This window comes from Flagellimonas baculiformis (genome assembly GCF_033441575.1).
GTDB lineage: Bacteria > Bacteroidota > Bacteroidia > Flavobacteriales > Flavobacteriaceae > Flagellimonas > Flagellimonas baculiformis.
Map to the genome: position 1 here is coordinate 64,555 of NZ_JAUZVW010000011.1, position 13,958 is coordinate 78,512.

Here is a 13,958-nt window from a genome sequence, read left to right on the forward strand (position 1 = left end):
AGTTTTGCATGAACGATTTTTGGGAACGATCGAAAAAATTTGCATACCGACATAAGATCAAGTTGGCCATTTTCATGGCCTTCTTGGTTTTGTGGTTGTTCTGTCTGCCCAAAAATCTTTTTGAAGACCCTACCTCAACAGTGGTGAACAGCTCCGAGGGCACTTTGATCGGGGCGCGGATTGCCGATGATGGTCAGTGGCGGTTCCCAGAAATGGACTCGGTCCCCAATCGTTTTGAGGAATGCATCCTGATGTTCGAGGATGAATATTTTTACCAGCATCCCGGTTTCAATCCCGTCTCCATTGTAAAGGCCATAGGCCATAATCTGACCAAAAAATCCCGAAGGGGAGGCAGCACCATCACCCAACAGGTCATCCGATTGAGCAGAAAGAACAAGTCCCGGACCTATGCAGAAAAAGTAGTTGAAATTTTCATGGCCACCCGATTGGAATTGAGGTCCTCCAAAAAAGAGATTTTACGGTTGTACGCCTCCCACACCCCTTATGGCGGGAATGTAGTGGGATTGGAAACTGCCGCTTGGCGCTATTTTGGTATCCCCGCACACGAATTGAGTTGGGGCCAAGCCGCATCCTTGGCCGTATTGCCCAATGCCCCATCGCTCATTTTCCCGGGCAAGAATGAGCAATTATTATTGGAAAAACGAAACGCATTATTGAAAAAATTGAAGGAAAAAGGCAGCATCGACGCCACCACCTATGATCTGGCCATTGCAGAGCCCTTGCCCCAAAAACCGGTCCCTTTGCCCGATGTGGCACCCCATCTTACGGAACGCATCCGAAACGAACATCCAGGGGAGCGCATCACCACTTCCATTGACAGATTTTTACAGCAACGATTGAACCTTTTGGCCGAAAGGCACTATCGCCAATTGAAGAGCAACGAAATCCATAATCTGGCCATTTTGGTGCTCGATGTGAAAACCCGCAACGTATTGGGTTATGTAGGCAATTCGCCTTCCGGAGAAGAGCATGCCAATTACGTGGACATCATCACCAAAAGCCGAAGTACGGGTAGCACCTTAAAACCATTTTTGTTTGCCGCCCTACTGGATGAAGGCCAGTTGTTGCCCCATAGCTTGGTGGAGGATGTCCCGACCGTGATCAACGGCTACCATCCCCAAAATTTTGACAAAACCTATATGGGAGCCGTACCTGCCAGCAGGGCCCTGTCGCGCTCTTTGAATGTGCCCGCAGTGCGGTTGTTACGGGAATACGGTCTTCAAAAATTTTACAACAAGCTCCACAAAATGAACATGAAATCACTGGACAGGCCTTCTTCCCATTATGGCCTTTCCTTGATATTGGGTGGGGCCGAAAGTTCCCTTTGGGAAATCACGAAATCCTATGCCTCGCTGGCATCGGGCCTGAACCATTATGTGACCCATTCCAGCACCTATCGCACCAACGAATTTGTCAAAGCCAGTTATTTGATCGAAGAAGAAATCGATTTTGGAAAACAGCAGTTCGACCCTCCCATTTTTGGTGCCGGGGCTATTTATGCCACCTTCCAATCCATGTATGAGGTGAACCGGCCCGAAGGAGACGAAAACTGGCATTTTTTTGATTCCTCCCAGCCCATTGCCTGGAAAACGGGCACCAGTTTTGGGTTCAAAGATGCTTGGGCCGTTGGGGTGACGCCGAAATATGCCATTGGGGTATGGGCCGGCAATGCCGATGGCGAGGGAAGACCAGGCCTGACGGGAATCACTGCAGCTGCCCCCTTGTTGTTCGATGTGCTGGACGCCCTCCCACAAAGTGGATGGTTCCAAGAACCTTTTGATGACCTTGTGGAGGTGGATATTTGTTCGCAAAGTGGGTATCGGGCCTCTGTTTTTTGTGACGATGTCAAAAAAGAATATGTGCCCACCCATGGCACCCGAAGCGGGCCTTGCCCCTTTCACCAGCAGTTGTTTTTGGACGCTTCGGAAAGCTATCGGGTCAACTCGGAATGCTATCCCTTGGAAAACATGGTGGCCCAAAACTGGTTTGTGCTGCCCCCCACCCTAGAGTACTATTACGCACTTTCCAACCCCAATTACAAACAATTGCCACCTTTCATGGACAATTGTTCCGAAATGAACAATCAACTGATGGAATTCATCTATCCGAAACCCGATGAAGCTGTATTACTGCCCAAAGACCTCGGCACCAAATCCCAGGACATTGTTCTAAAGTTGGCCCATCAACAGAACAATGCCATTGTTTATTGGTATGTGGATGATGCCTATGTGGGCAAAACGGAAAATTTCCACGAGCTTATTTTGGATATTGGACCTGGGGAATATACCCTTACCGCGGTGGACAATTTGGGCAATCGCATACAACAAGAAGTGCAGGTCCGAAGGGCTTCGGAAGATTAGTTGAACATATTACTTCTTCCGCATAAAAATGGTAATCGGAACCCCGGTAAAATCAAAGTTTTCGCGCAACTTGTTCTCCAAAAAGCGTTTATAGGGATCGCGCACGTACTGCGGTAAATTACAGAAGAACGCAAATTGGGGATAAGGCGTTGGCAATTGGGTACAGAACTTGATCTTCACATATTTGCCCTTGTAGGCCGGAGGCGGGGTGTTCTCGATAATGGGCAACATGATATCGTTCAATTTTCGGGTCACGATTTTCTTTGAACGGTTTTTGTACACATCCACAGCCGTTTCAATGGCCTTGTAGATACGTTGTTTGGTCATCACCGATATGAAAAGGATGGGGACATCCTCAAATGGGGAGATGGCCTCCTTGATCATGGCCGTGTATTCCTTCACAGAGTTGGTGTCCTTTTCCACCAAGTCCCATTTGTTCACCAAGATCACAATGCCCTTATTGTTGCGCTGGGCCAACCAAAAGATATTTTCAACCTGTCCGTCAAAACCTCTTGTGGCATCCAACATCAAGATACATACATCACAATGCTCAATGGCCCGGATGGAGCGCATCACGGAGTAAAACTCCAAATCTTCCTTTACCTTGGATTTTCTGCGGATTCCGGCAGTATCCACCAAATTGAACTCAAAACCGAACTGGTTGTACCGCGTGTCGATACTGTCCCGAGTGGTCCCGGCAATATCAGTAACGATGTATCTGTCCTCCCCGATCAACGCATTGATAAAGGATGATTTTCCCGCATTCGGGCGACCCACCACCGCAAAACGGGGCAGTTCACTTTCTTCTTCCTTCACATCGGGAAGCACTTCCACCAAGGCATCCAACAATTCCCCGGTCCCACTGCCATTGATGCTGGACAGGGTATAGTATTCACCCAATCCCAAGGCATAGAATTCCACGGCATCGGCCATACGCTGGGCATTGTCCACTTTGTTCACGGCGAGGAAAACAGGCTTGTTGACTTTTCGCAACAGTTTGGCCACATCTTCATCCATGCCCGTGACTCCAGATTCCACATCCACCATAAAAATGATGGCGTCGGCCTCCCCAATGGCCAGTTCCACTTGTTTGTCGATTTCCTTTTCAAAAATATCGTCACTTCCCAATACGTATCCTCCGGTGTCGATCAACGAAAATTCCTTGCCGTTCCAATCACTTTTTCCATAATGGCGGTCACGGGTAACGCCGCTCACGGCATCCACGATTGCCTCACGACGACGGATCAATCGGTTAAAAAAAGTGGACTTGCCCACATTGGGCCTCCCTACGATAGCTACGATAGCTCCCATCTGCATTAAATTTTGGCAAAAGTACCATTTATTATGAAGAAAAAATGATACCTTTTTTTATCATTTTCAAACTGTTATGAGCGACCTGACCCACGAGATTGTTTTAAGGCCCCGATTCCATGTTGCCTTACGGACCGATATGGAAACGTTGAAGCGCACCTACGACACCCACAAAAAGGATGGTTTTTTGATCAGCAGGCTCGATGAACACATCTTTATCAAGTTCCGAAAGGCGGAGACCAACTTCTGGACCCCCCAATTGCACCTCGAACTTTCTTCCTACGAAGAGGGCGTGAGCAACATCCGTGGGGTATTTGGTCCCAACCCGACACTTTGGACGTTTTTTATGTTCCTCCATTTTGGGGTGGGCACGCTATTTATCATCTTGGGCATTTTTGCTTACTCCAACCATTCCTTGGGGAAGGATATTACTTTTTTGATGGTGGGCATGTTCTTTTTGATCGTGATCTGGTTTGCCCTTTATGCTTTTGGGCGGTTGGGAAAATCAAAGGGAGCGGGACAAATGGACCAGTTGAAATCCATGTTCAGGGAAACCATAGCCGGTTTTCAAAAAGTCTGAAAAAATCTATCCGTTATATCCGAACCGGCGTAGCTGTTGGGCATTGCTGCGCCAGTTCTTGTTGACCTTCACATACAGTTCGATGTGTACTTGTTTGTCAAAGAATTTCTCAAGATCCTTCCGGGCCTCGACCCCGACCCTTTTTAGGGCACTCCCCTTATGGCCGATAATGATCCCCTTTTGGGTATCGCGCTCCACCATGATCACGGAGCGTATCCGGATAATGTCCTCATCTTCCAGAAATTCCTCGGTCTCCACTTCCACGGAATAGGGGATTTCCTTTTTATAGTGCAACAAGATCTTTTCACGGATGGTCTCGTTCACAAAAAATCGCTCGGGCTTGTCCGTCAATTGGTCCTTGGGGTAATAGGGAGGAGCCTCGGGCAAAAGTTCCAAAATGCGGTCGAACACTTCCTTGACATTAAAGTTTTCCAGAGCGGAAATGGGATGGATCTCGGCATTGGGCAGAAGGTCCTTCCAATGTTGCACCTGCTCTTCCAACACTTGCTGGTCCGAGGTGTCAATTTTGTTGAGCAGTAACAGTACCGGGATCTGACTGTGTTCTATTTTTTTGAAAAAAGTTTCGTCCTTGAGGGCCTTCTCCCCGATTTCGACCATGTAGAGGAGCACATCGGCATCCTCAAAAGCGGATTTCACAAAATCCATCATGGAGGTCTGGAGTTCGTAGGCCGGCTTTATGATTCCTGGGGTGTCTGAAAGGATCATTTGGAAGTCGTCCCCATTGACGATTCCCAAAATCCGGTGGCGAGTGGTCTGCGCCTTGGAAGTGATAATGGACAGTTTCTCGCCCACAAAAGCGTTCATCAGCGTGGATTTCCCCACATTGGGGTTGCCTATAATATTTACAAAACCTGCCTTATGTGCCACTTTGCTTCTTTTTTATAAAATACTGCTTGGATGCCGCATTCACTTTGGGTGCAAGGTACAACACTGCGATCATATTGGGTATCACCATGAGCGCATAAGATAGATCGATAAGGTTTTTTACCAAATCCAAAGAGGCCACCGTGGCAAAAACGACCATCACTACAAAGAATACATTGTACCACTTTCCAATTTTTGGGGTGGTGAGAAATGAAAGACACTTTACCCCATAATAGGAATAGGTGAACAGGGTGGAAAGTGCAAATGCCGTGACAATGACCATCAAAAGGATGTCCCCAAAACCGTAGAGGGTCTTTTCAAAAGCGGACATGGTCATGGTGATGCCACTACCATCCTCCAAATAGGCCCCACTCAAAATGATGACCACCGCGGTGAATGTACAGACCATGATGGTATCGATGAAAGGGCCCAGCATGGCCACCAATCCTTCCTTTGTGGGCTCATCGTTTCGGGACTGCCCGTGGTACATGGGTGCACTTCCCAGACCCGCCTCATTGGAGAACATGGCACGGCGCACACCAACAATGACGAGGCCCCAAAAGCCCCCGGTGACAATGGAATCGAAATTCCAGGCTTCCACAAAAATCATTTTGAGGGCAGGAAGCACTTGTCCTGAATTGTTGGCCATCACAAAAATGACCGCTATGAGATATACCCCTACCATGAAAGGAACAATAGCGGAAGCCACCTTCGCAATTTTGGAAAGTCCCCCGAAAATGACAATGGAGGTAATAATGGCCAAAAGGAAACCAATTCCCAGTTTCCAGTTGAACTCACTGGCCACAAAAAGGGTTTCCTGTGGTTTCACCACGCCCATAAAGGCCTCCGTAAACTGATTGGCGGTAAATACCCCCAAAAACCCGAAGAGTCCACAAATACTGAAAAAAACGGCCATGGGACGCGCCCATTTGCCCATGCCCCTGGTAATGTAGAACATGGGGCCGCCCTGTAATTTTCCGTCGCTATCGGTATCCCGGAACATAATGGCCAAGCTCCCGGAATAAAACTTGATGCCCATGCCCAAAAGAGCGGTCATCCAAATCCAAAAAACGACCCCTGGCCCTCCGTCATGTATGGCAATGGCCACACCCGATATGTTCCCCAGACCAACAGTGGCCGCCACAGCTGCCGACAAGGCCTGAAAGGAGCTCACATCCCCTTTGGCGTTTTTGTCATCGTATTTGCCAGAGACCACGGCTATCGCATGGCCAAAATACCGGTAGGGTACAAACTTTGAATAAAAAACCAAGAAGAGTCCCCCACCAATGAGCAGGATGAACATGGGCCATTCTGTGTAGGGCAAAACCCAGGACAGAAAATCGTTGATTGCTTTCATAAAGTCAAAAGTCCGAATTTATGGATTTTAGTCTGGAAAGACCCCAATGAAAAAGGAATATTGACTTTAGTTTGGAAATGATGCAAAAAAGGTTGTATATTTGCCGTCCACATCGCGGGATAGAGCAGTAGGTAGCTCGTCGGGCTCATAACCCGAAGGTCACTGGTTCGAGTCCAGTTCCCGCTACTAGAGCAGGCAAGGCCTCCGAGAAATCGGGGGCCTTTATTTTTTACCATGGGTACAGAATAGGTACAGAATCCAAAAAATTTTATTTTGGCACAAAAAATTTGATGTTTTTTGGTGCATTATGAATTTTTGTTCAATAAATTTAAGACAATAATCTTGGTGAAATTGGAAAAGAACGCAGTTCTATTTAGGGGGAGCTTACAGTTTATATAGATGTGAAATACATCTATATACACCTAAAATGGAATATAATCGATGTATCTGATCATCTTTTATTGGAATTGTTTATTTGAACTTTAGCTTGTTTAATTATTCTGCAGGTCTTTTTCAATTGGTTTGATTTTCCAAATCAACCAGTTTATTATTACTAATATCAGGATTATAAAAACCCAAATGGAAATCCTATCAAATGTCCAGAAAGATTCAGGAACAAAATCACGATGGTAATCAATTAAGATGCCTAGAAAAATAATATTCCAAATTGTCCATAAAGTATAAAACCCAAAAAGAGCAACAGAAGCCAACCATAAAATTTTGCTGTTAAATATAATTTGTCCAATCAGAATAAAAGTTGGAATCAATATTATCCAATAGTATTTTATTCCAATTGAACTTTCCAAATTGTAAAACTTAATATCATCAATCCATATAATAATCCAAAGGAGTAGTCCTAAGCCATAAACTAATCTTTGGACTCTATTAGTTTTCAATTTATCTGATATGACTTTTAGGAATTTCAATCCGCTACTTTCTTATTAATCGTTTATTTGAACTTTTCGTTAATCATTTTCACAGCTTCAGGAGTTTGTTCTCGATCATAATTTACAAGCTCAACGGTATAACTATGGTCAGTAGTGGTCAATTCAAGTTTCCCCTTGCCTCTTTTCCATTGTCCAACTCCGTGTCCCATTATCAAATCTATGATAGTTGTGAGTATTCCTGAGAACCATGGAATTCTTCCTTTAACAAACTCAACACTTTTAAGTTGAGAATATTTCATTTTGTCAATTAATACGGAACCAGACTTCTTCATTTCAAATTCATCTTCATAGAATACCATCTCTATTCTTGGTGATTGCTGTAAGATTAGAATTTCGTGATTCATCGTTTGTTTGAACTTTGATTATTTAATTCGCAAGTCCCCTAATTTAGGAGACAATATTTTTTTCCAACTTTTTGGGTACTCGGTTTTCAAATCACTATCAAAATGCTTAATTCGCCTGTTACTTTTGATGATAAAAATCTCAGGTATCCTACTCGGGTTATCTTTATCTTTTAAAATCAATGTATCTCCAGTAACCTTGAATTCCCCGAAAGTCCTTTTCAAGTCCCACGGTAGGTTCTTCTTATACAATTTCCTCGTTAAATAGGATTCATGGATTTCTAAATAAGTACTATCTCTGTTCAATACCAAAACACTTCTTTGAAACATTGCTCCAGCAGATCCATAATTCCATCCTTTATTGGAGTATCCTAGACTAAAAGAATCTTGAGAAAAGATTTCAGTTGAAACCAGAATAAAAAAAACTGACAAACAGAAATATCTCATGGAGTTACTAATCGTTTATTTGAACTTTAGAGTGTTTCATTTTCGGCTCTTTTACCTCTTTTTGTCATGTGTATTAAAATAGAAAAGAAGAAACTAAAAATGAGTAAATAAAACCACCAATATGGGATAACCCATAAAAAATAATATTCAAAAGTTTTCGGAATATTTTCATAGTAGTTTCCTGTATATCCAAGTACCTGCCTACCCTCATTTATGGACCAGAAATAAAGAATAAAATTACTTCCAAAGAGCACTAGTATAAATATTTTCAGTATCCTATTCACAATAAAATTTGAATCTTTTATCCAGTACTATACTTTCACCTCCAGCATTCTTCCATTTCACACTATCAAACCGTGTATTCTGATTGCATGACAAGAATATTAAAATCAATGGAAAGTAATACTTCATTGTTTGATTGAGGCCATTAACTTTAGTTTTCATTTATCCAGTAATCCAATTCTTTTAGGATATAATTTGCGACTGTTTGGTTCATCGAATCATAATTAATTTTAAATTCTGGATTTTTACAACTTCCTATTTCATTTTTACCAATATAAAAACCTCCGACGGTTCGTTTGTCTTCAGAATACATAACCCACTCATTTATCAAATATTCATTCTTGGCTATAAATGATTCTAATATTTCTGCCGTTAAGAAGGGTCTAATATTGTTGTACTTTGATTTTTTAATGGCCGTATCCAATGAAATACCTTTTCCACGCATGGATACATCATGAGCAATTTTTAAAATGTTCAATAAGCTTTTCTCATTAATATCCTTCATCGTTTTTTTGAACTTTTATAAATGTAGGAATTTTCTAGTTGTTAAAATTTGGTTTTCGGCGAAAGGATAGAATAGTGGTCAATCAGTATTGAGAAATAGAGTTTAAATATAGGGGTAAAAAAGGGTCTAAGTGGGAAACCAATTAAGTGTACGGAAAAAGTAAACTCTTTAGAATCAGTAGAATCGTTTCAAACTAAAAGTTCAATAAAACGGTGCTTTAAAATCTCCTGGTCCCAATTGGAAATCAGGATAAAGGCGAACGCAACGAAGTGGAGTGCTGCAAGCCCCAAATCTTACCCTTAACTAATTTACTGAGCGAGGTAATTCCATCCATCAAAACATTCCTCTCATCCTTTGAGATAATCCAAAGGTTTGTTGGCTTCAATTTAATTCCGTTTCAATCTCCATTCCATTACTTCAAACTTCAGATAACTCTTTCCAAAACAGTTCTTGACCACCGGTTCCTTTCTTTATTCTGTGATTTGTTGATTGCTTTTCCAAAGGCCCAATTTTGTTTTTTCGTCAAATTGCGCCAATTTTTTCGTCAAAAATTTCCAGTGTTTACAGGGCTTCCCAAAGGATTTACAGTAGATTTCGGAAAATCCTACTGTAGACCCCGATTTTGTACTGTATTCCAAAATCAAATTAATTAACTGGTTTTCAATTTGTTGAAGACCCGAAAACAACCGTGATGGCGCATTTTGCGCATCACCCTCTTGCTATTCCCTTAGTTTAGCGTCGACCATTTACATAGAGCTTTTCCTTTAAGATGATCGTTGTTTGAATAAAGGTCGTCTTTAACTCGGGAATACCCTCGGTGACCGTAAGTGGCCACCGACCGATAAAGGAGGATTAGGCGCAGGGAAAGTCCAGGACTTATGCTTTTCAAATCCTTTTATCGGTCATCTCTGAACGGCATCAGATGGAAATTCAGGCTTCAAGGCCTATTGTCCAGGGTTTCGATATGGTTCAGATATCATTACATCAATATCCCTTGGTATAGGACCGGAACATATATCGCTGTCCATTGAGAAGGATTCGGGTATTGCCTACCTTGGAACCTCAATGATATTGGACGGCAACCAGACCGATAAAGACGTATTAATTGCTATTCAAAGTTCAGGACTTATAAGGTAGGATTAAATGCTTTATCGGTCATCTTCTGGGCCTGCATCATATGGAAATTCAGGCTTGAAGGCCTATTATCAGGGATTGGATAATCGTTCAGTTGTCGGTTGTGTCTAATTCATGGGTCTCTCATTTTTTAAACTTTTTTATCATGGAAAAATCTGACTTCAAGTATTTTGTTGGCGTGGACATATCCAAAAAGTCCTTTGACATCGCCATTATCGAAGGGGACGACACGGCCTCGTTCGTGTTCGACAATTCACAAAAGGGTACCAGGGCGTTCATAAGGCTGCTCAAGAACAGGGGCATACCCTTGGAAAACACCCTGGTCTGTCTGGAACATACCGGTATATACGGCAGGCTGGTCATCGCAAGGCTGCTCGAAAAACAGGCCAATCTTTGTGTCGAGATGTCGTTGAGGATCACACGTAGCCTAGGGATACAGCGTGGCAAGAACGATAGGCTGGACGCCATCCGGATCGCACGGTACGCCGCCAAGAACCACAACGAGATCGAACTGTACAGACCGGTGCCTGAGATCCTGGAAAAGGTCAATGCCCTGCTCAAGGTAAGGGACCAACTGGTCAGGTTCAGGGCGGACCTGGGCAAGCACCCCAATGAACTCAAGACCTTTGACCCGGAACTTGGAAAACTGGTCCAAAGGCACATCAAAAAGACCACCAAGTGCCTCAACGACGAGATCCGCCGCATGGAGGCCGAGATAGAGGCCCTTGTGCTCTCCCATGAAAGATTGAACACCACGGTGCGACTGGCGACTTCCGTCACGGGGATAGGTATGTTCACGGCCCTATACTTTACCATCTACACCAATTTTTTCACCAAGTACGAAAATCCCAAACAGCTTGCCTGCTACTGTGGCGTGGTGCCCTTCGAGCACACCTCCGGTTCCAGTATCCAGAAACGTGCCAGGGTGCACCATATGGCAAACAAGACGATGAAAAAGCAGTTGCATATGTGCGCACTTGCCGCAGTCAGGCACGATCCGGAACTGAAGGCCTATTATGAAAGAAAGGCCGGGGAGGGAAAGAACAAAATGTTGGTCCTCAACAATGTCCGAAACAAGCTTGTCCTTAGGGTCTGTGCCGTGGTAAAACGGCAAAGTCCCTATCAAAAAAGTGTCGCTTGATACCGATATCACCGAATTGTTCACTTTGTTCATTTTTGACTTGTTTTTAACATGGAAATCCCTAAGTTGTCTTTTATTCTTTTATAAAAAGCATTGACAAAACTTTAACATGACTCTTACAGCAAGGCACAATAATATTATAAGTTTGAAAATCAATTATTTACAATACTTTTTTTCAAATAAACCTGTCTTCTAGCCTTCCTTTAAAATCTAGACCATAGGCATTCTGGCTTCATATTTTCTTAAATTGTAACCACATTCATCATCAATCAAAAATCATCAATCACATGAAAAGAATACTCCAACAAATCGTATTGAAGTATTTTAACGAACAGGACAACAAAATAACTTCACACAGCAACCAGAAAAAGTATGAAAAGTCTGGATTGACCAAAGAGCAGGCCTTCAAAATAAGGGCCAAGATCATGAAAGCCTTCGACGAGGACAAAATATACCGAAACAACGATATGGGCCTTGATGACCTTGCAAAACACATCAAGCATAACAGATACAAAGTATCCCAGGTCATCAACACCTATTTTTCCATGAACTTTTATTCGTTCTTGAACGAATACCGTATCAAGGAAGCAAAACGCCTATTGACATCCAACCCAAGCATGAGCGTCAAAGCCATCATGTATGAAGTAGGCTTCAACAGCAAGAACAGTTTCTATACCGCCTTTAAAAGGAATATAGGAATCAGCCCCAATGATTATAGGAGTGCTGCCCATAAGTATGAAATGCAAATGGCCTAAAGAAAGAAAATTTATGTTAAAACAAGTACTTGCCGTTTTAAAAGTACTCTTTGGGCTCCACTAATTGGTTGCTTTGTCATAGATGATGAAACAAGGTTGGGCGGCAATAGGACTTACTTCTAAAAAGACAAAATCCATTAAGTTTTGTTGAATTCTCAGGAGTCTGTTTGAATTAGCTATCATATTCCTTCCCCGCCCACCTTTTCCTTAAATATCAATATATGCAGAAGCCCCGCTCCAAGTAGCGGGGCTTCTGCATTATAAAAAAGAGTTCTCCTACATCGGCAAGGGTAATCTTGGATAAGGATTTCCCCCTATTGCTATCCATGGACCTACATTGGACCTATAAAACAGCCCTGGCCTATTTTCTTCTTCAAAAACATTAGCTCATTTTTTGAATTTTATTGAATTGTCACCTTTGTCCAGGGCTGTTCCAACCAAAGCGGTTATCTTCACTTTCTGTTATCGATTTGTTTGGCTTTCCACAAAAGATAATATCAAATAGGTTTTGGAAAAAATGCTTGCAGGCCTTTTCCCAGATCCTCCGTACTTTTGCTGTTTCCTTTACTTCAAAAAGACTTTAAGCTTGAACGACAATTTGGGACATACAAACAAAAAAGCCTTGCTTTCCCTTGCCATAGGTGGGTTTGGCATTGGTCTAACGGAATTTGTGATCATGGGCATTCTTCCGAACATAGCGGAGTCCATGGCCATTTCCATCTCCACATCGGGCCACTTTATCGCTATATATGCCCTGGGCGTTGTGATAGGTGCCCCTTTTATGGCCCGGTTGACCAACAAGCTTACCCCAAAAAAGTCACTTTTGTTCCTGATGCTATGGTTCACGGTCTTCAATACCCTATCCGCATTTTCGGGCAACTATTGGATCATGCTTTTGTTCCGGTTTTTATCAGGAATGCCCCACGGTGCTTTTTTTGGTATCGGCGCAGTGGTATCGGGCTACTTGGCCAAACCCGGAAAGGCGGCACAGGCCATGGCCATTATGTTCTCGGGGCTCACCATCGCCAACGTGATAGGCGTTCCGCTCGGAACCTATATTGGACAAGAGTGGCACTGGAGCCTATCCTTTTTGCTGGTCGGAGTAGCTGGACTGGCCACTTTGGCGAGTCTCTTCTTTTGGATGCCCAAGGATTCGTTCGACGAATCGGAGATTCAAGAAGGCCAACCTGCGACAAAAGGCATCAAGAACAAAAAATTATGGGCCCTGATAGCCCTGACCACCGTGGGTACGGGAGGCTTCTTTGCTTGGTACAGCTATATCGCCCCATTGGTCATCTCGGTCACAGGACTTCCCGAAACCAGTGTGAGCTACGTAATGATCGTGGCCGGATTGGGGATGTTCGTCGGTAACTTTTTGGGCGCCAAGATGGTGGAAATCTTCAGTCCGGTCAAATCCGTGGTCATAAGTTTGCTCAGCATGACCGTTATTCTCATTGCCAATGCACTGATGGCCCACAGTACCACTGCCATATTCATCATCAGTTTTATTATTGGAGTGATTACCTTTTCTGTAGCAACTCCCATTCAAACGGCCATCATCAAAGCTGCCAAAGGGGCGGAGAAACTGGGGTCCTCCATGAACCAAAGTGCCTTTAATATGGGCAACGCTTCCGGGGCCTATCTCGGGGGCCTCCCCATGGTCTTTGGGCTCGGGGTGCCGTATTCCAGCGTTGTGGGCGCCTTGCTTGCGTTGACCGGAGCGTGCATCGGAATCGCTATCCTTTATTTCCAAAAATCCATTGCCAAAAGGGAAAGGGAGAAGGCTTTCTGTTCGTAATAATCTCAATCTACCCATTTTTCACTATCACCACACGCTAAAAAGTTGAGGGTTCAAGTGTTGTGCTATTTTTTTATCTTCACCATCCATCAAC

General features: G+C 43.6%; 11 protein-coding genes and 1 tRNA gene. 6 read left to right on the top strand and 6 right to left on the bottom strand.

Annotation, left to right across the window (positions count from 1 at the left end):
* Window positions 1-8: 8 nt before the first annotated feature.
* Complete coding sequence (pbpC, locus tag SD450_RS14990; protein WP_318345274.1) at window positions 9-2,381, top strand: penicillin-binding protein 1C; 2,373 nt, start codon at window positions 9-11, stop codon at window positions 2,379-2,381.
* Between the two features lie 9 nt (window positions 2,382-2,390).
* On the opposite strand, the gene der is transcribed toward pbpC, so the two are convergent.
* Window positions 2,391-3,692 carry a ribosome biogenesis GTPase Der gene (gene der / locus SD450_RS14995; protein WP_318345275.1) on the bottom strand — a complete coding sequence of 434 codons (1,302 nt, stop codon included), beginning with the start codon at window positions 3,690-3,692 and terminating at the stop codon, window positions 2,391-2,393.
* A gap of 76 nt (window positions 3,693-3,768) precedes the next feature.
* Between der and SD450_RS15000 the strand changes: the two genes are divergently transcribed.
* Window positions 3,769-4,272, top strand: coding sequence for a GTP-binding protein (locus tag SD450_RS15000; protein WP_318345276.1), 504 nt, complete (start codon window positions 3,769-3,771; stop codon window positions 4,270-4,272).
* Window positions 4,273-4,278: 6 nt separating this feature from the next.
* Here SD450_RS15000 and era read toward each other — a convergent pair whose 3' ends face one another.
* Window positions 4,279-5,160, bottom strand: a complete 882-nt coding sequence (gene era / locus SD450_RS15005) for a GTPase Era (protein ID WP_318345277.1) — start codon at window positions 5,158-5,160, stop codon at window positions 4,279-4,281.
* A complete protein-coding gene (locus SD450_RS15010) occupies window positions 5,150-6,514 on the bottom strand; it encodes an alanine/glycine:cation symporter family protein (RefSeq protein ID WP_318345278.1) in 1,365 nt (454 codons plus the stop codon). The genes era and SD450_RS15010 overlap by 11 nt, the downstream gene beginning before the upstream one ends.
* A gap of 113 nt (window positions 6,515-6,627) precedes the next feature.
* Here SD450_RS15010 and SD450_RS15015 point away from each other — a divergent pair.
* A tRNA-Met gene (locus SD450_RS15015) sits at window positions 6,628-6,700 on the top strand.
* A gap of 305 nt (window positions 6,701-7,005) precedes the next feature.
* Here SD450_RS15015 and SD450_RS15020 read toward each other — a convergent pair.
* From SD450_RS15020 to SD450_RS15030, 3 genes are all read right to left on the bottom strand, one after another.
* The gene (locus tag SD450_RS15020; RefSeq protein WP_318345279.1) at window positions 7,006-7,410 is read right to left on the bottom strand and encodes a hypothetical protein; all 405 of its coding nucleotides are present in this window, start codon (window positions 7,408-7,410) and stop codon (window positions 7,006-7,008) included.
* 53 nt (window positions 7,411-7,463) lie between these two features.
* Window positions 7,464-7,805, bottom strand: a complete 342-nt coding sequence (locus SD450_RS15025; RefSeq protein WP_318345280.1) for a hypothetical protein — start codon at window positions 7,803-7,805, stop codon at window positions 7,464-7,466.
* 877 nt (window positions 7,806-8,682) lie between these two features.
* Entirely contained in the window at window positions 8,683-9,036 is a 354-nt protein-coding gene (locus SD450_RS15030; RefSeq protein ID WP_318345281.1) for a hypothetical protein, read from the bottom strand.
* A 1,279-nt stretch (window positions 9,037-10,315) separates the two neighbouring features.
* Here SD450_RS15030 and SD450_RS15035 point away from each other — a divergent pair.
* From SD450_RS15035 to SD450_RS15045, 3 genes are all read left to right on the top strand, one after another.
* On the top strand, window positions 10,316-11,311 hold the full coding sequence (locus SD450_RS15035; protein ID WP_318345282.1) for an IS110 family RNA-guided transposase: 996 nt from the start codon (window positions 10,316-10,318) through the stop codon (window positions 11,309-11,311).
* A 287-nt stretch (window positions 11,312-11,598) separates the two neighbouring features.
* Window positions 11,599-12,066 (top strand): helix-turn-helix domain-containing protein, encoded by a 468-nt coding sequence (locus SD450_RS15040; protein WP_318345283.1) that lies wholly within the window; start codon window positions 11,599-11,601, stop codon window positions 12,064-12,066.
* A 586-nt stretch (window positions 12,067-12,652) separates the two neighbouring features.
* Window positions 12,653-13,864 carry an MFS transporter gene (locus SD450_RS15045; RefSeq protein ID WP_318345284.1) on the top strand — a complete coding sequence of 404 codons (1,212 nt, stop codon included), beginning with the start codon at window positions 12,653-12,655 and terminating at the stop codon, window positions 13,862-13,864.
* Window positions 13,865-13,958: the final 94 nt, after the last annotated feature.

Coding starts and splice junctions, on each gene's coding strand:
- SD450_RS15025 (WP_318345280.1), bottom strand. CDS start 7,805: ATGAATCACGAAATTCTAATCTTACAGCAATCACCAAGAATAGAGATG.
- SD450_RS15040 (WP_318345283.1), top strand. CDS start 11,599: ATGAAAAGAATACTCCAACAAATCGTATTGAAGTATTTTAACGAACAG.
- SD450_RS15000 (WP_318345276.1), top strand. CDS start 3,769: ATGAGCGACCTGACCCACGAGATTGTTTTAAGGCCCCGATTCCATGTT.
- SD450_RS15035 (WP_318345282.1), top strand. CDS start 10,316: ATGGAAAAATCTGACTTCAAGTATTTTGTTGGCGTGGACATATCCAAA.
- SD450_RS15030 (WP_318345281.1), bottom strand. CDS start 9,036: ATGAAGGATATTAATGAGAAAAGCTTATTGAACATTTTAAAAATTGCT.
- pbpC (WP_318345274.1), top strand. CDS start 9: ATGAACGATTTTTGGGAACGATCGAAAAAATTTGCATACCGACATAAG.
- SD450_RS15010 (WP_318345278.1), bottom strand. CDS start 6,514: ATGAAAGCAATCAACGATTTTCTGTCCTGGGTTTTGCCCTACACAGAA.
- der (WP_318345275.1), bottom strand. CDS start 3,692: ATGGGAGCTATCGTAGCTATCGTAGGGAGGCCCAATGTGGGCAAGTCC.